This window comes from Camelimonas fluminis, assembly GCF_014656355.1.
GTDB lineage: Bacteria > Pseudomonadota > Alphaproteobacteria > Rhizobiales > Beijerinckiaceae > Camelimonas > Camelimonas fluminis.
On record NZ_BNCG01000006.1, the window covers coordinates 34,967 to 54,132 of the forward strand.

The window sequence follows — 19,166 nt, forward strand, 5'->3', positions numbered from 1 at the left end:
ATCTGGAGATGTCATGTCCCGTCCCGACGTTCTGCTGGTCAGCCCCATGATGCCCGCGCCGCTACAGGCGCTGCAGCAGCGGTGCCAGGTGCATGATTTGCGCGCCGCGGCAGACGCGGAGGCCCTGCTGGCGGAGGTGGGGCCGCGCGTGCGCGGCGTCGCCGGCTTCGGCGGCGTCAGCGCCGGGCTCATCGGGCGGTTGCCGGCGCTGGAGATCATCGCCAATATCGGCGTTGGCTATGATGGCGTCGACGTGGCGGCGGCGGCGGCGCGGAATGTCGTCGTCACCAACACGCCCGATGTGCTGACCGATGAGGTGGCTGATCTGACGTTGGGGCTGCTGATCGCCACGGTGCGCCGCATTCCCCAGGCCGACCGTTTCCTGCGCGAGGGCAAATGGCTGCAGGGGGCTTTTCCGCTGTCCGCCTCGCTGCGCGGCAAGACCGTGGGCATCCTCGGCTTGGGTCGCATCGGCGAGGCCATCGCCGCCCGTTGCGAAGCCTTCGGCCTGACCATCGAATGGCATAGCCGACGCCAGCGCCCGGACATCGCCTGGCGCTGGCGCGAGAGCCCGGTCGCCCTGGCGCAGGCCTGCGACATCCTGATCGTCGTGGCGCCAGGCGGCGAAGGCACGCGCAATCTGGTGAATGCGGACGTGCTGTCGGCGCTGGGGCCGCAGGGCGTGCTTATCAACGTGGCGCGTGGATCGGTCGTCGATGAGCCGGCGCTGGTGGGCGCCTTGCGGGACGGGACGATCGCCGCCGCGGGTCTCGACGTGTTCGCCGATGAGCCGCGCGTGCCTGACGCGCTGGTCGCCATGGACAATGTGGTGCTGCTGCCGCACGTGGGCTCGGCATCGGTCGACACCCGCAACGCCATGTCGCAGCTGGTGGTGGACAATCTGTTCAGCTGGTTTGATGGCGCGGGGCCGTTGACGCCCGTGCCCGAAACGCCGTGGCGGCGCGCCTGACCAGCACGGGGCCGCGCTGGCGGCCCTGTCCGATGCGTCTGTAAAACTGGAGATCTGTGGCCCGGCGCTGGATGCGTTGCTGCGGCCCGGATTTTTTCGCGCTTCCTGGACTGGCGCGTCGCGCGCCGTCGTCCCGGCGAAAGGTCCAGGTTTTTCCGGTTTGAGCGAATTCTGATCGACCAGACGATTCCGTCTGGTCGGAAAGCGCCCTAGCGCCGGATGACCGGTTCGACCTTGAGGCCGGCGCGAACAAACTTCACCATGCCCCAGATGGCGATGGCGGCGAAAATGACCATGAAGGCGTATTCGATGGTCGCGCCGAGATCCAGCAGGCCGGCGAGGGCCCAACCGCCGGCGATCGCCGCGCCGATCACCTCGACGCCCACCAGCACGGTCAGCGAACCAAGCGTTATCAGATTACGCCAGTTGACGCCGCCGGAACCTGCCGTCGCGTTGCTGTTCGCCACCTGTCGCCTCCTGTTGCTGCGCATCCGCGCAAAACCATTGCGCTGATTACCCCATGCGGCCGCACGCTGTCTATATTTGGTCGCGGGCGGCGATTGCAACGGCGGGTTGATCCCCACCTCCTGCAATGGGGCGGCCGGGCGCTGGATTGCGGCGCACGCATGGGCGTTGCCCACTGTCAGGTCTTAAGCTGGAGCGTCCAGGGCTTTATGGTCGTCATAACGGCGGGCTCATCCTGTACATGGGAGCCGGGTCCGGTTTATCGCGGGATTGGCGGCTGACGCCAAGACCCGATGAGCCTGACGCATTGGGTTCTGGTCAGACCCAGGCGGCGCATGGCGTTTCCTGCTGGCACAGGGGGCAAACCGGGTTGAGCTTTGCAGATCGTGGATGCGTCAGCATCGCCGCGGTCTGGCATGACCGCGAAACGCATCAGGCCTGGCGGGCCCTGTCCGCCGCCCATCATTGACGACAAGGCCAGGAACCCAGGACCGCTCATGCGCGAGGACCCCTTCAAAGCTTTCATGCCCTATCCTGAGGCGCCGCCGCGTTTCGCGCCGGATGGCGCGCTCCGGGGGCTTTCCTTCGCCGTCAAGGATGTGATCAATGTGGCCGGCTACCCAACGGGGTGCGGCAATCCGGTGAAACTGGCGGCGTCAGGCGTGCGAATGACAACGGCTCCGGTCGTGCAGTCGTTGCTCGACGCCGGCGCGCGGTTCGTCGGCAAGACCCAGACGGACGAATTCGCTTACTCGATCCTGGGGCGCAATATCCATTTTGGCTCGCCGGTCAATCCGGCGGCTCCCGGCCGGATTTCCGGCGGCTCATCGTCTGGTTCGGCGGTGGCGGTGGCGGCGGGGCAGGTCGACTTCGCGCTGGGCACCGATACCGCTGGTTCATTGCGCGCGCCGGCCTCCTATTGCGGCGTGTTCGGCATACGCCCCACCTGGGGTCGGGTGGACAACGCGGGCGTGGAGCCGCTGTCGCCCAGCTATGACACGGTTGGCTGGTTCGCCCGCAGCGCCGAAACCCTGGCGGTGGTTGGCGACGTGCTGCTGGGCGACGATCCGGCGCCATTGCCGGGCGCGGCGCGCTTTCTGGTGGACCGGGCCTGTTTTGGTCTGGCGCGTCCCGAAGCGGCGGCGGCGCTGGAAGTGGCGTTGCGGCGCGTGGAGCTGCGCCTCGGCTGTTTCGACATTGCAGCGGCGGCGCCCAATCTGGATAATTTGTGCTGGGCGCTGCGCCACCTGCAGTCCTGGGAGGCGTGGGAAGCCCACAAGGCCTTTATCGAGCGCCACGCTCCGCTGATGAACGCGTCGCTGGCTGAGCGGTTCGCCTCGGGCAAGGACGTCACCGAAACGCTGCTGGCCGATTCGCGCGCGCTGGCGGCGCGCTTCCGCAATCATCTGGCTGAGTTGCTTGGCGAGGGCACCGTGCTGGTGTTGCCGACCATGCCGTCGCCGCCGCCGTTCCTGGCCGAGGCGGAAGCGTCGATGGAAGACTTCCGCAACCGCACCCTGCGGCTGATGTGCCCGTCCAGCCTGTCCGGCTTCCCCCAGGTCACCATTCCAGTGCACGACGGCGGCGCCGGGCCGCTCGGCCTGTCGCTGCTCGGTCCCGCCGGCTCCGACCGCTCGCTGATCCAGCTCGCCGCCCGCGTCGCCGAAGCGGCGCGCGAACGCATCGCCTGAAGCAGGCGCGGCAAGGCCTCGCGCCAGACCACCAGAGCTCAATGCGCCTGACGCGTTGAGTTCTGGAGGGATGTTCTGGTGAAGGCCTGGCGGCCATGGCATGCCCTGCAAGGACATGCGTTACGCGGGTTTGAGCCATGCGGGTCGCGGATGCGTCAGCATCTTCGCGACCTGGCGTCAGCTTGCCCCGGCGGCCTGGACGCCGGCGAGCAGGGCAAGACCCGTCACCAGCACGAAAGCCGCCGCCAGCAGTTCCAGCGCCGCCATCACCCGGGCGCCGCTCATGCTTCCGCCGCTGGCCAGCCTGAGCGCCAGCCGCTTGGCGAACACCGCCAGCGCCGCGATGACGCCGGTGGTGAGCGCCGTGCCCACCGCCATGGCGAAGGTGGCGGCGATGCCTGCCGCCAGCGCCCGTTGCGACACGGCGAAGGCCAGCACGATCAGCGCGCCGGAACAGGGCCGCACGCCGGCCGCCAGCACCACGCCGGCCATGGCCCGCAGGTCGCGGGCGCGGTCCACCGCCTCCGGCCCAGGCATGTGGGCGTGGCCGCAGTCCGTTCCGCAACTGGCGTCGGCCGGCTGGGGGCCTCCGGGATTCGCCAGCGCTCCGGCCTTGCGCCAGGTCAGCGCCACCCCCAGTAGCGCCACCAGGGCGAAACTGACCAGCTCCACCACCGACACGCTGAGTTTCACCATGGCGGCGGTGGCGTTGAAGACCAGCGCCAGGGTGAGGGCGAGGGCCACGGCCACGGTCGCCTGCAGCATGGCGGCGGCGAAGCTGAGCGCCGCGCCGCGCGCCAGGGTGCGTTCGTTGGCGACAAGATAGCCCGAAATCACCGCCTTGCCGTGCCCCGGCCCCGCGGCGTGGAACACCCCATAAGCGAAACTGACGCCGAGCAGGCCCCACAGACCGGCGCCGCCACTGGAAAACGTTTGTAGTCCCTGCGTCAGCGCCCGGTAAAACGCTGACTGCATGGCGATGACGACGGCGCCGATGCGCCCGCCCGCGGCGGTTTCCGCCATGCCGCCGGCGAACGGATTGCGTGGCGGCGGCGGCGCGGCCTGGGAAAACGCCAGCGCCAGCAGGGCGAGGCCGCCGCAGACGATGGCCACGGCGATCACCGCAAACAGGATGCGCCGCGCGAGGCGGCTCCACAGCCTGTCCCCTGTCAGCTCGCTGGCGGCGGTCGCCCTGTCGATCGGCGCTTCAGTCATCGACTGCGCCCTGGCGCATGCGATTTATGGGCAGGCCACCACCACCTTGTTGGCGAACTGGCTGCCATAGTCGGAGGCCTGGTTGAGGGCATTGAAAAAATCCTCTGTCAGGTTCTGGGTTTGCGGCGGCGGCGCCTTGGGGCGGGTGATGCTGGCGACGCAGCCGGCGGGGGCGTGCTCCAGAGCGATGGCGCCGTCTCCATCGGCGAGCGAGAACGCCACGAAATAGGTGGGGTCCGAAATGTCGAGCATCATCGCCTTGCCGGGGCCGGCGGGCTTTTCGAGCGGCAGCAGAAAACCGAGCGCGATCTGGCCGTCGACCATATCCATGGCGCCGTCTTTGGGCGGGGCGAAAGCGGTTTTGGCGCCGTTGATCTTCAGGTTGGTGAACCAGCCGAATTCGGTGAGGCCGTCGATGTTCTCCCTCGCCAGGCCGGCCAGCTCCTGCCGCGAGAATTTGCCGTCGCCATTCTTGTCCAGGCCCTGGGTGGCGTAGGCGGAGAACGCCTTGTCGAAGATCCAGCGATGGCGGATGGCGGCGAGACGGCCATCCTGGTCGAACACCAGCGCGGCGGAGGCGGTGACCCACACGTGCGGATGCGCCAGCGCCGGCAGGGCCTGAAGCGCCAACGCCGCGGCGGCCGCCAGCGCGGCCCCGGCGACGCGCCGCCCATATCGGAATGTTTTGCCTCTCATGCAGCTCCCCGGCGCTGGTTTGATCCGGTTGATGTAACGCGGTCCTCGCGATCAGGCCATCCACCGCCGGCGCGGGCGCGGCGCAACGGTCGCTTCAATGTTCCGCCAATGTATCAATGAGATTACCTGTTGCTGATTACTTGCCGGCGCCAGTCGGCGCAAGCAGGCGCGCGGGCATGGTGGGGGCGATGGGGCAATTGGACGATAGTATGGCAAATGCAGGCGTCCAGAAGTGTTGTGCCCTGTATGTATTTCTGCAAGGCTCTGCGCCGACAGGATAAAAACGCGACCGCAATCTTCTGTGAAGCATGACGCGTCGCGACAGGGCTGGAGGTAACGCGTGTCGACAGCCGTTCCAGAGGCTGGAAACATCCCGCCGGGATCCGTTCAGGCTTCTGTAACGGCGGCGGCCGCGCCTGCCAGCGGCGAAACCTTTGTCCGGTTGCTCGACATGCACGCGATCCATCGCGGCGACCGCCCGGCCTGGCGGCACAAGGACCGCGGCGTCTGGCAGACGTGGACCTGGGCGGAGACCCGCCGCGAGGCGCGCGCCATGGCCAGCGGACTGGCGGCGCTCGGCGTGAAGCGCGGCGACTGCGTCTCGATCATCGGCTTCAACCGGCCGCGTCTGTATTGGGCGGTGATGGCGGCGCACGCGCTGGGCGCCACGCCGGCACCGGTCTACGCCGACGCGGTGGCGGACGAGCTGGCCTTTGTCTGCGCCCACGCCCAGGCCCGCTTCGCCGTGGTGCAGGACCAGGAGCAGGTCGACAAATTGCTGGCGGTGGCTGATCAGCTGCCCGAGCTTCGGGGCATCATTTATGACGAGCCGCGCGGTCTGCGCGACTATGACCACGGCCAGTTGCATGACCTCGACCAGGTGATGGCGCGGGGGCGCGAGCGCCTGGCGGGGCAGGGCGAGGGCGGCGAAGCCTGGCTGGACGCGGAGATCGCCGCCGGGCGCGGGGCCGACCTGTCGATCATTCTTTACACCTCGGGCACCACCGGTCGCTCCAAGGGCGTGATGATCAGCCATGAGCGCGCCATCGCCGCCGCCCGCAGCACGAGCGAATTCGACAGGTTGACGGAGCGCGACGAGGTGCTGGCCTATTTGCCGCTGGCGTGGGTGGGCGACAATTATCTCACCTTCGCCCAGGCCATGGTCGCCGGCTTCTGCGTCTGCTGCCCCGAATCCGCCGATACGGTGAGCGAGGATCTGCGCGAGATCGGTCCCACCTATTATTTCGCGCCGCCACGGGTGCTGGAGAGCCTGCTGACGCGCATCACCATCCGCATGCAGGACGCCGGCCGCTTCAAGCAATGGTTGTACCGGCGCTGTATCGCCGTGGCGCGCCGTCATGGCGAGGCCATCCTCGAGGGCCGGCCGACGCCCGCTGGCGGGCGGTTGGCGTATGCGCTGGGCGAGGCGCTCATCTACGGTCCCCTGAAGAACACGCTCGGTTTTTCAAAAATCCGCGTCGCTTACACCGCGGGCGAGGCGATCGGCCCGGAGTTGTTCTCCTGGTACCGGTCGCTGGGAATCAATCTGAAGCAGCTATACGGCCAGACGGAGGCGTTTCTGTTCGTTACCGCCCAGCCGGACGGACGGGCGCGGCCCGACACGGTGGGGCCGCCGGCGCCCGGCGTTGATCTGCGCATCGCCGATGATGGCGAGGTGCAGTTCCGCTCGCCGGGCATGTTCACCGGCTATTTCCGCGAGGACGACAAGACCCGCGAGGCGATAACGCCGGACGGCTGGGTGAAAACCGGCGACGCCGGCTTCTTCACCGGCGACGGCGACCTGAAGATCATCGACCGGGCCAAAGACGTTGGCCGGCTGGCCGGCGGGGCGCTGTTCGCGCCGAAATACATCGAGAACCGGCTGAAGTTCTATCCGAACATCAAGGAAGTGGTGGCCTTCGGCGACGGCCGCGCCGATGTGGCCTGCTTCGTCAACATCGACCTGGCGGCGGTGGCGGCCTGGGCTGAGCGCAACAACGTGGTCTACGCCTCCTATCAGGAGCTGGCCGCCCATCCGCAGGTGGCAGAACTGCTGCGCAGGGACATCATCGCCGCCAACGCCGCGCTGGCGCAGGAGGAGGCGATGGTGCCCTCGCAGGTGCGGCGTTTCATCATCCTGCACAAGGAGCTGGACCCGGACGACGGTGAACTGACGCGCACCCAGAAGGTGCGGCGCGGTTTCATCGCCGAGCGCTACGCGCCGCTGGTGCGGGCGCTCTACGACGGATCCGCCGAGGCCGACATCACCACGGAAGTCACCTTCGAGGACGGGCGCAAGGGCAGGCTGTCGGCGCGGCTGCGGGTTCATGATCTGGGCGGCGATCCGCAACAGGCGCGAGCGCAGGCGAACGGGGGGCGGCCATGAACGGTCAGACCATGAGCGGTCAGGGCATGAATGGTCTGGCGCTGTTCAGCCGCAGGGACGACAGCGTGGCGAAGGGCGAGCCCCTGCTCACCGTGGAGAACGTCTCGTTGCGCTTCGGCGGCGTCAAGGCGATCAGCGACGTCTCCTTCGATATTCGCAAGGGCGAGGTGCGGGCGATCATCGGCCCCAACGGCGCTGGCAAGACCTCGATGCTCAATGTCATCAACGGTTTCTATCATCCTCAGGAGGGCCGCATCAGCTTTCGCGGCCAGACGCGGCGGCGCATGCGCCCCTCCCATGCAGCGGCCCAGGGCATATCGCGCACCTTCCAGAACGTCGCGCTGTTCAAGGGCATGAGCACGCTCGACAACATCATGGCTGGCCGCACCCTGCACATGAAGCGCGGCTTCTTCTGGCAGCTGTGGCGCCATGGCCCGGCGCTGGACGAGGAAATCCGCCACCGCCGCGTCGTCGAGGAGATCATCGACTTTCTGGAAATCGAGGCGGTGCGCAAGACGCCGGTCGGCAAGCTGCCCTACGGCCTGCAGAAGCGGGTGGAGCTGGGGCGGGCGCTGGCCATGGAGCCGGACCTGTTGCTGCTCGACGAACCGATGGCGGGCATGAACCTGGAGGAGAAGGAGGACATGTGCCGCTTCATCCTCGACGTCAACAACGCCTTCGGCGTCACCATCGCCCTGATCGAGCACGACATGGGCGTGGTGATGGATCTCTCCGACCGTGTGGTGGTGCTGGAATACGGCCGCAAGATCGCTGACGGCGCGCCGGATGAGGTCAAGGCCAGCCAGGCCGTCATCGACGCCTATCTCGGCGTGGCGCACTAGTGGCCGGCTTCCGGCGGGACTCGCCGGAAGCGCTCCATGTCTTTGGTTTGACGCCTGTTTGTCACGAAAAGTGGCGCCTACTTTTGCGGGAATGCATCAGGAGACGGGACGATGCTCTACAACATCTTCATCGATCCCTTCGTCCAGATGGCCGGGGCGCCGGACCTGCTGGTTCAGGCGCTGTGGGACGGGTTGGTCTCCGGCGTGCTCTACGCCCTGATCGCCCTCGGCTTCGTGCTGATTTTCAAGGCGTCTGGCGTGTTCAATTTCGCCCAGGGCATCATGGTGGTGTTCGCGGCGCTGACCCTGGTTGGCCTGTATGAGAAGGGCGTTCCGGCCTGGGTGGCGCTGGCGCTGACCCTGGTTGTGATGTTCCTGCTGGCGGTCGCGGTGGAGCGCGTGGTGCTGCGGCCGCTGGTCAACCAGCCGGACATCATCCTGTTCATGGCCACCTTCGGGCTGACCTATTTTCTCATCGGTTTCGGCGAACTGGTGTTCGGCGGCAATCCCAAGGCGATGATCACCGAACAGCTTGGCCTGCCGCGCGGCGTCATCGACGTGGAAATGCTGGGCGGGCGGGTGTCGCTTCAGAAAATCGACATCGCGGCGGCGATCATCGCCTCCATCATGGTCGCCGCGTTGGCCGTGTTCTTCCAGAAAACCCGCATCGGCCGGGCCCTGCGCGCCGTGGCGGACAGCCACAAGGCGGCGTTGTCGGTGGGCATTTCGCTCAACCAGATCTGGGTGATCGTCTGGTTCACCGCCGGCGTGGTGGCGCTGGCCGCCGGCATCATGTGGGGCGCCCGCTCCGAGGTGTCGTTCGCGCTCGAGATCGTGGCGCTGAAGGCGCTGCCGGTGCTGGTTCTGGGCGGCTTCACCTCGGTGCCGGGGGCGATCGTCGGCGGCCTGATCATCGGCGTCGGCGAGAAGCTGGGCGAGTTCTACTGGGGGCCGCTGGTGGGCGGCGGCATCGAGACCTGGCTGGCCTATTTCATTGCCCTGGCCTTCCTGCTGTTCCGGCCCCAGGGCCTGTTCGGCGAAAAAATCATCGAACGGATCTGAGGGGCCGAGCCATGCTCTATCGCGAAACCGGCCAGTTCAAGACCAGCTACAAGGCGGATATGGCGGTGTTTCCGATCCGCCAGGACCGGATCGGCCTCGCCATCATCCTGCTGCTCGCCTTCGTGGCGATGCCGCTGTTTGGCGGCGGCTTCCTGCTCAGCGCGGTGATGATTCCGCTGCTGGTGTTCGCCCTGGCGGCGCTGGGGCTGAACCTGCTCACGGGCTACACCGGCCAACTGTCGCTGGGCACCGCCGGCTTCATGGGGGTGGGCGCCTACGCCTGTTACAAGCTCACCACGTTCTTTCCCGAGGTGAACCTGATCGTCTGGATTCTGGCGTCGGGCTTCTTCTCGGCGGCGGTCGGGGTGGTTTTTGGCCTGCCGTCCCTGCGCATCAAGGGCTTCTATCTGGCGGTGGCGACGCTGGCTGCGCAGTTCTTCCTGCAATGGTGCTTCATCCGCATTCCGTGGCTGTACAACAACAACGTGTCCGGGGCGATCGAAGCGCCGGTGCGCACCCTGTTCGGCATGCCGATCACCGGGCCGCACGCCACGCCGGAGCTGCGTTATCTGGTGGTGCTGTCGATCGTCGCGCTGCTGACGTGGATCGCCTCGAACCTGGTGCACGGGCGGATCGGGCGCAGCTGGATGGCGGTGCGCGACATGGACATCGCCGCCGAGCTGATGGGCATCCGCCTGCTGCCGACCAAGTTGCTGGCCTTCGCCGTGTCGTCTTTCTACTGCGGCGTCGCCGGCGCCCTGATGGTGTTTCTCTGGTACGGCTCGGCCGAGCCGGAGGTGTTCTCCATCAGCCAGTCGTTCCTGATCCTGTTCATGGTGATCATCGGTGGTCTCGGCAGCCTGATCGGCTCGTTCCTTGGCGCGGCGCTGATCTACGGTCTGCCCATCGTGTTGAAATCGCTGTTTCCCATGCTGGGTCTCAGCGTCGGCGCCGCCACCGTTGAGCACATCACCTTCATGGTCGTGGGCGCCATGATCATCGGTTTCCTGATTGTGGAGCCGCACGGCCTCGCCAGCATCTGGCGGACCATCAAGCAGAAGTTGCGCGTCTGGCCGTTCCCGTATTGACCGCGGGGCGGACATGGGAGTGACGCGCAACGAAAGAACATAAACCGGCCAGCGCCAGCAGAACCGGCAGGGCGCCGCGCCGCACATGGAGGACGACAGCCATGGGTTACATGAGCAAGGTTCTGCTTTCGGCAGCGTCAGGCGCCGCCATGCTTCTGGGCGGGCAACTGGGCCCCGTTCAGGCGCAGGACGGCAAGGACGCCAATTTCGTGCCGCTGTTCACCTATCGCACCGGACCTTTCTCCGGCTCCGGCATCCCGATTGCCAACGGCATGCGCGATTATCTGGAGATGCTGAACCAGCGCGACGGCGGCGTCGGCGGCGCGAAGATCGTTATTGAGGAATGCGAGACCGGCTACGACACCAAGAAGGGGCTGGAGTGTTACGAGGCGGTGAAGGGCCGCAATCCGGTGATGGTCAACCCCTGGTCCACCGGCATTACCCTGCCGCTGATCCCGCGCGCCGCCGTTGACAAGATCCCCGTGCTGTCGATGGCCTACGGCCTGTCGGCCTCGGCCGATGGCCAGACCTTTCCGTGGATCTTCAATCCGCCCAACACCTATTGGGACGGTCTCTCCGTCATCGTCAAGCACATCGCCGATGAACTGGGCGGGCTGGACAAGCTGAAAGGCAAGAAGATCGGCTACATCTACCTCGACGCCGGCTTCGGCAAGGAGCCGATCCCGATGTTCGAACAGTTCGCCAAAGACCTCGGCTTCGAGCTGAAGCTGTACCCGGTGGCCGCCACCGACATGCAGAACCAGTCGTCGCAATGGCTCGGCGTCCGCCGCGACAAGCCCGACTACATGGTGATGTACGGCTGGGGCGCGCTCAATCCCACCGCGATCAAGGAAGCGACGCGCATCAATTATCCGATGAACCGCTTCATCTCGATCTGGTGGCCGTCCGAGGATGACGCCCGCTCCGCCGGGGCTGGCGCCAAAGGGTTTCGCGAGCTCAACTGGCACGGCGTCGGCACGGATTTCCCGGTGTTGAAGGACATCCAGAAGCACGTGGTCGACAAGGGGCTGAGCAAGGTCGCCAAAGGCAAGGAAGGCGAGGTGCTTTACAATCGCGGCGTCTACAACTCGATGCTGATCGCTGAAGGCATCCGCAACGCCCAGAAGCTGACCGGCAAGAAGGCGGTGACCGGCGAGGACGTGCGCCGTGGGCTGGAGGCCATCAACCTGACGCCGGAGCGGCTGAAGGAGCTGGGCATGGAAGGCTTCACCGATCCGCTGAAACTGGGCTGCGCCGACCACAACGGCCATGGCGCCGCCTTCGTGCAGGAGTGGGACGGCGAGAAATATGTGAAGATCGGCGGCCCCATCAAACCCATGGAGGACAAGGTTGGTCCGGTCGCGGCCGCCGCGGCGAAGGACTACGTGGAGAAGAACGCCGGCTGGCCGAAGCGCTCGGAAGCCTGCGACAGCAAATAGGTCCGCGCCTGAACGGCTGGAGCCGGCGGTCTGGCTCCAGTCTTCCCGGGCGCCAGAGCATTTTCCGGAAAAGTGGACTCACTTTTCATTAGCAAAATGCGCCAGACCAAAGACCTGAGCCGGTTCCGGGAAGACTGATTTCGCCGGAACCGCGTCAGCCGCCGGCCCGACCGGGCCTTTCCATCGGGGGAGCACAGCGATGGCGATGGACAGCAGCGCGGCGCCCGCGCCGCCAGGGGAGGTCAGCCGCGAGGCCGGTCGCGACGTTATCCTGGCAGTCAACAATATCGAGGTCATCTACGACCACGTCATTCTGGTGCTGAAGGGCGTTTCGCTTGAGGTTCCGCGTGGCGGCGTCGTCGCGTTGCTTGGCGGCAATGGCGCCGGCAAGACCACGACCCTGAAAGCCATCTCCAATCTGCTGCGGGCGGAGCGGGGCGAGGTGACGCGCGGCTCCATCATGTTCCAGGGCGAGCGCGTCGACCGGATGAGCCCGAACGAACTGGTGCGGCGCGGCTGTATTCAGGTGATGGAAGGTCGCCATTGCTTTGGCCACCTCACCATCGAGGAGAACCTGCTCACGGGCGCCTTCACCCGTCGCGATGGCGCGGCGGCGATCCGTCAGGATCTGGAGAAGGTGTACGGCTATTTCCCGCGCCTGCGCGAGAGGCGCAAATCCATGGCCGGCTATACCTCCGGCGGCGAGCAGCAGATGTGCGCCATCGGCCGGGCGCTGATGTCGCGTCCGGCGCTGGTGCTGCTGGATGAACCATCCATGGGTCTGGCGCCGCAGATCGTTGGCGAGATCTTCGAAATCGTGAAGGAACTGAACGCGAGCGAGAACGTATCCTTCCTGCTGGCCGAACAAAACACCAACATGGCCCTCAAGTACGCCACCTACGGCTACATTCTTGAGACCGGGCGCGTGGTGATGGACGGCGACGCGGAGATGCTTCGCGCCAATGCGGACGTGAAGGAGTTCTATCTGGGCGTGTCGGAGGGCGACCGGAAATCCTTCCGTGCGGTCAAGAGTTATCGCCGTCGCAAACGCTGGTTAACGTAGGGGAATTGGCGGGCGCCAGGCCATGCCGATGACCCTGGAGGTCCGTGGGGAAGAAGATGCGGACCACGCCTGTGTTACGGCGGCAGGATGCGTCTGGCGATCCGGCAGTGTTGAGGGTGTCCGTGCTGTCCGGTTTGTGGCCAGATTGTGACATGGCCGGGGAAACTGCTTCGGATTGGGGCGGTGGACCGGGAAAACCCTGGTCGGGTTGTTGATTTATCCGCGATCGGCTCTATGCCGGGCGCGGGGGTTGATGGTGAATTGCAGGAGCTGTTCATGAGTCATGCCGCCACGCCCCTGGCGACCGGGTCCGACAACAGCGGAATGTCTGACGGAAAACGCATTTTTGCGATTTTCGCCGCCTCTTCCGGCAACCTGGTCGAATGGTTCGATTTTTACGCCTACGCGTTCACGGCGGTTTATTTCGCACACGCCTTCTTTCCCAAGAGCAATCCGACCGTTGAACTGATGAACGCCGCGGCGGTGTTCGCCATCGGCTTCCTGATGCGGCCGATCGGCGGCTGGCTGTTTGGCATGGTCGCGGACCGGTACGGGCGCAAGCGCTCGATGATCATCGCGGTGCTGATGATGTGCGGCGGTTCGCTGATGATCGGCCTGCTGCCCACCTATCAGAGCATTGGCGTTCTGGCGCCCGCCCTGCTGCTGCTCGCCCGCATGGTGCAGGGCCTGTCGGTTGGCGGCGAATACGGCACCAGCGCCACCTACATGAGCGAGGTGGCCAAGGCCGGGCGGCGCGGTTTCTTCAGCTCTTTCCAGTATGTGACGCTGATCGGCGGCCAGTTGCTGGCCTCGCTGGTCGTGCTGATCCTTCACGCCACGATCGATGATGAGCACATGCGGGCCTGGGGCTGGCGCATTCCGTTCTTCATCGGCGCCATCGCCGCGCTGATCGCCCTGTTCCTGCGCCGCACGCTGACCGAGACGCTGTCCGACGATCACGCCCAGCGCAAGGAGGCGGGTTCGCTGCGGGCCCTGCTGGCGCAGCATCCCAAGGCTTTCCTGCTGGTGCTTGGCCTGACGGCCGGCGGGTCGCTCATGTTCTACACATGGTCGACCTACATGCAGAAATATCTCATCAACACGACAGGTCTGCCTGCCGCCGCCACCAGCGTGGTGATGACCTCGGTGCTGTTCATCTTCATGATCGCGCAACCGGCCTTCGGCGCGCTCTCGGACCAGATCGGCCGGCGCACCTGCATCATCATCTTTGGCGTGCTTGGCATCCTCTGCACCGTGCCGCTGCTGACGCAGATCGCCACGGCGTCGACCCCGTTCATCGCCGGCGCGCTGGTGCTGGCCGGCATGCTGATGATCAGCTTCTATACGTCGATCAGCGGCGTGGTGAAGGCGGAGCTGTTCCCGCCGGAAGTGCGCGCCCTCGGCGTCGGCTTTCCATACGCGGTGGCCAACGCCCTGTTCGGCGGCACCGCCGAATATGTGGCGCTGGCCCTCAAGAACGCCGGTCACGAGTCCTGGTTCGGCTGGTATGTCACCGCCATGGCCGTTCTGGTGCTGGTGGTTGGCCTGCTGATGCCGGACAACCGCAAGGAAGGTTATCTGCGCGGCGAGGGCATTCACTGAGCCGGCCGGACTTCATCGCGACAATGGACGAACGACAACGGGCGCTCCGGCCAGGCTGGAGCGCCCGTTGTGTTTTGACGGTGGTCGCAGAACTTTCGTTCATTGATGCAGGAAAAGAGCGCCGCCGACTGATGTAAGCGGCGGATTTTCCTTGCCGGACACGAAACTGTGGGTTGTGGGAAGCTTGATTAATGCTTGCCGGGCGCCGCACACTTCATGGGCCGGGCGCATCATACCAGATCGCGAAGGCGCATGCTGTGCGCCGCTCTGGCCTGAACCAGTCCCCGAAGAGCCAGGCTCAACGGGTTCCGGCGTCGGGGCAGGCGGGAATCGCACTGCGCCACGGCGGCTCGAAGAACCACAAGCCGCCCGACGCGACGGGCGGACAAGCAGGTTTGCGGGGAGGACATTTCATGACGGTTGTGCATGGGGCCAGGGAACGGATGACCGCGGCAAGGCGGGCAGGTCTGGGGGCGGCGCTGGCGCTCGCCATGGCGGCGGCGCCAGGCGGGGCGCTTCTGGCGAAGGATGACGCCGCTCCGGCTGGCAAAACCGAACAGGACTGGACGAAGTCCAAGTGGGGGCCGAAGGATGAGGTGGGCGCGGCCAATTACCAGACGCCCGAGCTGGTGAAAAAGGCGGCCGATCTGGTCAAGACTGGCAAGGTTTACAACCTCGCCATGGAATCCAACCTGTCGTTGCCGGCTTATGAGCCGCGCAAGATGGAGATCCTGGTGGTGCAGCCGGCCCAGGCCGGTCCGAACGGCGTTTTTGGCCCCAACAAGGCCACCTACAACGACGACATGATCGTCGGCTGGAACGGCGCCGGCACCCATATCGATGGCCTCGGCCATCTCGGCGTCGACCACGTTTATTACAACGGCCACAAGATCCATGAGTTCGCTGACATCAAGGGCCTGAAGAAGCTCGGCCTTGAGAAGTTCCCGCCGGTGGTGGCGCGCGGCGTGCTGCTCGACATCGCGGCGTTGAAGGGCGTCGACATGCTGAAGGAAGGCACGCCGATCAACAGCAAGGAAATCGAGGAGGCGGCGAAGAAGCAGGGCGTCGAGATCCGTCAGGGCGACGTGGTGCTGCTGCACACCGGCTGGGCCGACATGATCGGCAAGGACAACAAGAAATACATCGCTGTGCAGCCGGGTCTTGGCATGGACGGCGCCAGATACCTGACGGGCAAGGGCGTTATCGCCATTGGCTCGGATACGGCGGCGCTCGAAGTGTTGCCGGGCGAAACCAAGGATCTGTTCCCGGTGCACCAGGAATTGCTGGCGCGCAAGGGCACCTACATCCTGGAAAATATCGTCACGAAGGACCTGGCGGCCGACAAGGCGAGCGAGTTCATGGTGATCCTGTCGCCGCCGCGCATTACCGGCTCCGTGCAGGCCATCTTCACGCCCGTGGCGGTGCGGTAGTCGCAAACCGGCTTGCCGGTTTCGCGCCGGATCTGGTGGCGCAGCGCCGTTCTGGTGAGGAGGGCGTTTCGCCCTGACCCGGTGAGGGGACGCTGGCTGGAGCATTTTCGAGAAAAGTGGAGCCCACTTTTCGTGAAGAAAATGCGTCACGTTAAAGGGACGAAGCGTTTTCAGGTGAGCTGGCTTTCACCGGAAACGCCCGGGCAGAAACAGGAAAGGGCGGCCAGAGCCGCCCTTTCGTCCGTGTTTGCGGCGTCGCGCCAGGACCTCCGGCTTACTCCGCCGGGCTGACAGCGACGTTGTAGCTGGCGATGCGCCGCGCCGCGATCGCCAGGGCGGCGGCGGTCAGAAGGGCGGCGATGGTCAGATACCAGCCAACGGCGGCGAGGCCATGGGTGGTGGCGAGCGAGGTGGCGATGTACGGCGCCAGTGACGCGCCAAGAATGCCGCCGATATTGAAGGTGAGCGAGGACCCGGTGTAGCGCACCGAGGTCGGGAACAGCTCCGCCAGCGCCGTGCCCAGCGGGCCGTAGGTGAAGCCCATCAGGGCGAGGCCGATGATCAGGTAGAGGCCAATCAGCCACAGATTGCCGGAACCGAACATCGGGCCGGTGAGGAAGCCGAAGGCGGCGATGGCGAGACTGACGCCGATCAGCACGCGCAGCCGGCCCAGCCGGTCGGCCAGCACGGCTGAAGCCGGAATGCCGAGGCCAAAGAACAGCACCGCCAGCATCTGCAGCGGCAGAAACGTATCGCGCGGCACGCCAAGACGCGCGGTGCCCCAGCTCAGGCAGAACACCGTCATCAGATAGAACAGCACGAAGGTGGCCATTGAGCCGATCGATCCCAGCAGCAGGGCGCCAGGGTGCTCGCGCAACACCGCGAGCATGGGCGCGCGCACCCGCTCGTTATGCTGCACCGCCTTGTTGAAAGCGGGGGTCTCCGTCACCTTCAGGCGCACATACAGGCCGACGAGCACCAGCGCGGCGCTGACGATGAAGGGCAGGCGCCAGCCCCAGTTCAGGAACTGCTCGTTGGTCATCATGTGGTCCAGCGCCAGGAACGAGCCATTGGCGAGGATAAAGCCGATGGGCGCGCCCAGCTGGGGGAACATGCCGTACCAGGCCTGCTTGCCGGGCGGGGCGTTCTCCGTGGCGAGCAGCACCGCGCCGCCCCATTCGCCGCCAAGACCGAGGCCCTGGCCCAGCCGGCACAGGGCCAGCAGCAGCGGCGCCGCCACGCCAATCGTTTCATACCCTGGCAACAGCCCGATGAGCACCGTGGAAACGCCCATGGTCATCAGCGCCGCCACCAGGGTGGCCTTGCGGCCGATGCGATCGCCGAAGTGGCCGAAGATCGCCGCGCCGATCGGGCGGGCGAAAAAGGCGATGGCGAAGGTGGCGAAGGACTGCAACAGCGCGCTGGTGGGGTCGCTGGCGGGGAAAAACAGCTTCGGGAAGATCAGCACCGCCGCGGTGGCGTAGACATAGAAATCGAAGAATTCGATCGTGGTGCCGATCAGGCTGGCGGCGAGAACCCGCGCCGGGGAATTGCCGGCGGGCAGGGGTGTTGTTGAGCTGGACACGCGATGGGCTCCGGCGGTGAGGTCGCCGCGTCTGGAGATGGCTCTCCCTGGCGACGCGAAGCCGGAACAAGGCCGACGCGCATGAAACACGCGCGCCAGCCCGGCGCCGGCTGATTTGATTTTACAGGTCGCCGTTGCAGATCGCCGGCGGTAAAGCCGGCCGTGCTCCAGATTGTCGCTGACGATTTGCCCGCGACAGCCTCCGGGTGGAAAGCCGGCCTGATCAGGGCTGGAAAGCAGACCGTTGCTTCAACCTGAAAGGCCGGCGCCCGCAACATCACGGATTGCTGGAAACCTGTTCGTAACGCTGCGTAAATGTCTGGCCTCGCGGCTGCAATACTGCTTTCGCCGCAGCAGGGTCCCGTTCATGGCATGGCAGACATGCCTGGCGACGCCCAACCGGGGGCGCCGGCGTCCGGCAAACGCGCGCCGCCGACATGAAAACGGGCGCCCCATGGGGGCGCCCGCATCATTTTGAGAGTTTAGCCGTACTGTCTTCGGGCGAAGCTGTGTCCGCCGCCCTGGCAATGCTAGCGCGGCGCCGGAATCCGGAAATCGCGGCCTTCCTCCATCCAGCGGATGCGCTCGTCGCGCAGCATGGTGCGGCGCACCTTGCCGGCGTCATCGCGGACGGTGGCGTTGGTGAATTCGTAGCTTTCCGGATGCTTGGGCTTGCTCAGGCGCTCGCTGAGGAACGCCGGCAGCCCCGCCAGCAGGGCGTCGGCTGAGGTTTCCGGCGCGATCTCGATGATGGCGTGGATGCGCGCGCCGAGATCCGGATCGGGCAGGCCAACGACGGCGCAGCTGCGAATATCCGGATTGGCGATCAGCGCCGCCTCGACCTCGGCCGGATAGGTGTTGGCGCCGCCGCGCAGGATCATGTCCGAGCGCCGGTCAGCCAGCCAGATGTAGCCTTCCTCATCCATGTGGCCGATGTCGCCGAGCGACTCCCAGCCCCCGGCGTCGCGCTTCGCGTCAGCGCCGATGTAGTGGTAGGTGGTTCCGGGACCGTCGGCGGCCTTCAGGAAGATTTCGCCGACCTCGCCGCGCGGCAATTCATTGCCGGCCTCATCGACCACCTTGGCCTGACCGTTCTCGACGCGACCCACCGAGCCCTTGCGCTTCACCCATTCCGTGCCAGGAATGACGGTAGAGGCCTGGCGCTCGGTGCCGCCATAAAGCTCATAGATCTTTTCCGCGCCAAGCCAGTCGATCCATGCCTCCTTCAGCCATTGCGGCATGGGCGCCGCCATGTGGAACACGGTCTTCAGGCTGGAGACATCGTAGCGCTTGCGGACGTCTTCCGGCAGCGACCAGATGCGGCTCATCATCGTCGGCACGAAATTCACCCAGTCGATGCGGTGTTCGGCGATCAGGCGCAGGGCCTCTTCGGCGTCGAACTTCTGCATGCCGACCAGCAGGCCGCCGCCAAGCAGGGCGCTGTGGGAAATGATGAATGGCGCATTGTGATACAGCGGCCCCGGATTGAGCAGGCGCGCATCCTGATGAACCAGCGGCGGGATCGCCACGGTGTCGTGGATCGCCGGCATGTGGTCGACAATCACCTTGGGACGGCCGGTGGAGCCGCCGGAGGTCATGGCCTTCCAGTAGCGCGCCACAGGCGCCTCCACC

General features: G+C 65.9%; 15 protein-coding genes. 10 read left to right on the forward strand and 5 right to left on the reverse strand.

Annotation, left to right across the window (positions count from 1 at the left end):
• Window positions 1-13: 13 nt before the first annotated feature.
• The gene (locus tag IE243_RS09300; protein ID WP_191319084.1) at window positions 14-970 is read left to right on the forward strand and encodes a 2-hydroxyacid dehydrogenase; all 957 of its coding nucleotides are present in this window, start codon (window positions 14-16) and stop codon (window positions 968-970) included.
• Window positions 971-1,179: 209 nt separating this feature from the next.
• Here the strand turns inward: IE243_RS09300 and IE243_RS09305 are convergent, their stop codons facing one another.
• Window positions 1,180-1,437 carry a hypothetical protein gene (locus IE243_RS09305; RefSeq protein ID WP_191319085.1) on the reverse strand — a complete coding sequence of 86 codons (258 nt, stop codon included), beginning with the start codon at window positions 1,435-1,437 and terminating at the stop codon, window positions 1,180-1,182.
• 495 nt (window positions 1,438-1,932) lie between these two features.
• Between IE243_RS09305 and IE243_RS09310 the strand changes: the two genes are divergently transcribed.
• Window positions 1,933-3,126, forward strand: coding sequence for an amidase (locus IE243_RS09310; RefSeq protein ID WP_191319086.1), 1,194 nt, complete (start codon window positions 1,933-1,935; stop codon window positions 3,124-3,126).
• A 177-nt stretch (window positions 3,127-3,303) separates the two neighbouring features.
• Here the strand turns inward: IE243_RS09310 and IE243_RS09315 are convergent, their stop codons facing one another.
• Together IE243_RS09315 and IE243_RS09320 are read right to left on the reverse strand one after the other, a co-directional pair.
• Window positions 3,304-4,341 carry a nickel/cobalt transporter gene (locus IE243_RS09315; RefSeq protein WP_191319087.1) on the reverse strand — a complete coding sequence of 346 codons (1,038 nt, stop codon included), beginning with the start codon at window positions 4,339-4,341 and terminating at the stop codon, window positions 3,304-3,306.
• Window positions 4,342-4,365: 24 nt separating this feature from the next.
• Window positions 4,366-5,037 (reverse strand): DUF1007 family protein, encoded by a 672-nt coding sequence (locus IE243_RS09320; protein WP_191319088.1) that lies wholly within the window; start codon window positions 5,035-5,037, stop codon window positions 4,366-4,368.
• Between the two features lie 451 nt (window positions 5,038-5,488).
• On the opposite strand from IE243_RS09320, the gene IE243_RS09325 reads away from it, so the two are divergent.
• The 8 genes from IE243_RS09325 (at window position 5,489) to IE243_RS09360 (ending at window position 15,949) form a co-directional block, all read left to right on the forward strand.
• Window positions 5,489-7,423 carry an AMP-dependent synthetase/ligase gene (locus IE243_RS09325; protein ID WP_191319195.1) on the forward strand — a complete coding sequence of 645 codons (1,935 nt, stop codon included), beginning with the start codon at window positions 5,489-5,491 and terminating at the stop codon, window positions 7,421-7,423.
• Between the two features lie 26 nt (window positions 7,424-7,449).
• The gene (locus IE243_RS09330; protein ID WP_191319196.1) at window positions 7,450-8,265 is read left to right on the forward strand and encodes an ABC transporter ATP-binding protein; all 816 of its coding nucleotides are present in this window, start codon (window positions 7,450-7,452) and stop codon (window positions 8,263-8,265) included.
• Window positions 8,266-8,376: 111 nt separating this feature from the next.
• Entirely contained in the window at window positions 8,377-9,327 is a 951-nt protein-coding gene (locus IE243_RS09335; protein WP_191319089.1) for a branched-chain amino acid ABC transporter permease, read from the forward strand.
• Between the two features lie 11 nt (window positions 9,328-9,338).
• On the forward strand, window positions 9,339-10,415 hold the full coding sequence (locus tag IE243_RS09340; protein ID WP_191319090.1) for a branched-chain amino acid ABC transporter permease: 1,077 nt from the start codon (window positions 9,339-9,341) through the stop codon (window positions 10,413-10,415).
• A gap of 110 nt (window positions 10,416-10,525) precedes the next feature.
• Window positions 10,526-11,854 carry an ABC transporter substrate-binding protein gene (locus IE243_RS09345; RefSeq protein WP_191319197.1) on the forward strand — a complete coding sequence of 443 codons (1,329 nt, stop codon included), beginning with the start codon at window positions 10,526-10,528 and terminating at the stop codon, window positions 11,852-11,854.
• 205 nt (window positions 11,855-12,059) lie between these two features.
• On the forward strand, window positions 12,060-12,917 hold the full coding sequence (locus IE243_RS09350; RefSeq protein ID WP_191319198.1) for an ABC transporter ATP-binding protein: 858 nt from the start codon (window positions 12,060-12,062) through the stop codon (window positions 12,915-12,917).
• 276 nt (window positions 12,918-13,193) lie between these two features.
• Window positions 13,194-14,519, forward strand: coding sequence for an MFS family transporter (locus tag IE243_RS09355; protein ID WP_373301633.1), 1,326 nt, complete (start codon window positions 13,194-13,196; stop codon window positions 14,517-14,519).
• 413 nt (window positions 14,520-14,932) lie between these two features.
• Window positions 14,933-15,949, forward strand: coding sequence for a cyclase family protein (locus IE243_RS09360; RefSeq protein ID WP_244643017.1), 1,017 nt, complete (start codon window positions 14,933-14,935; stop codon window positions 15,947-15,949).
• Window positions 15,950-16,223: 274 nt separating this feature from the next.
• On the opposite strand, the gene IE243_RS09365 is transcribed toward IE243_RS09360, so the two are convergent.
• Window positions 16,224-17,534, reverse strand: a complete 1,311-nt coding sequence (locus IE243_RS09365; RefSeq protein ID WP_191319091.1) for an MFS transporter — start codon at window positions 17,532-17,534, stop codon at window positions 16,224-16,226.
• Between the two features lie 530 nt (window positions 17,535-18,064).
• The coding region (locus tag IE243_RS09370; RefSeq protein WP_191319092.1) for an AMP-binding protein at window positions 18,065-19,166 on the reverse strand (1,102 nt) is incomplete at its 5' end.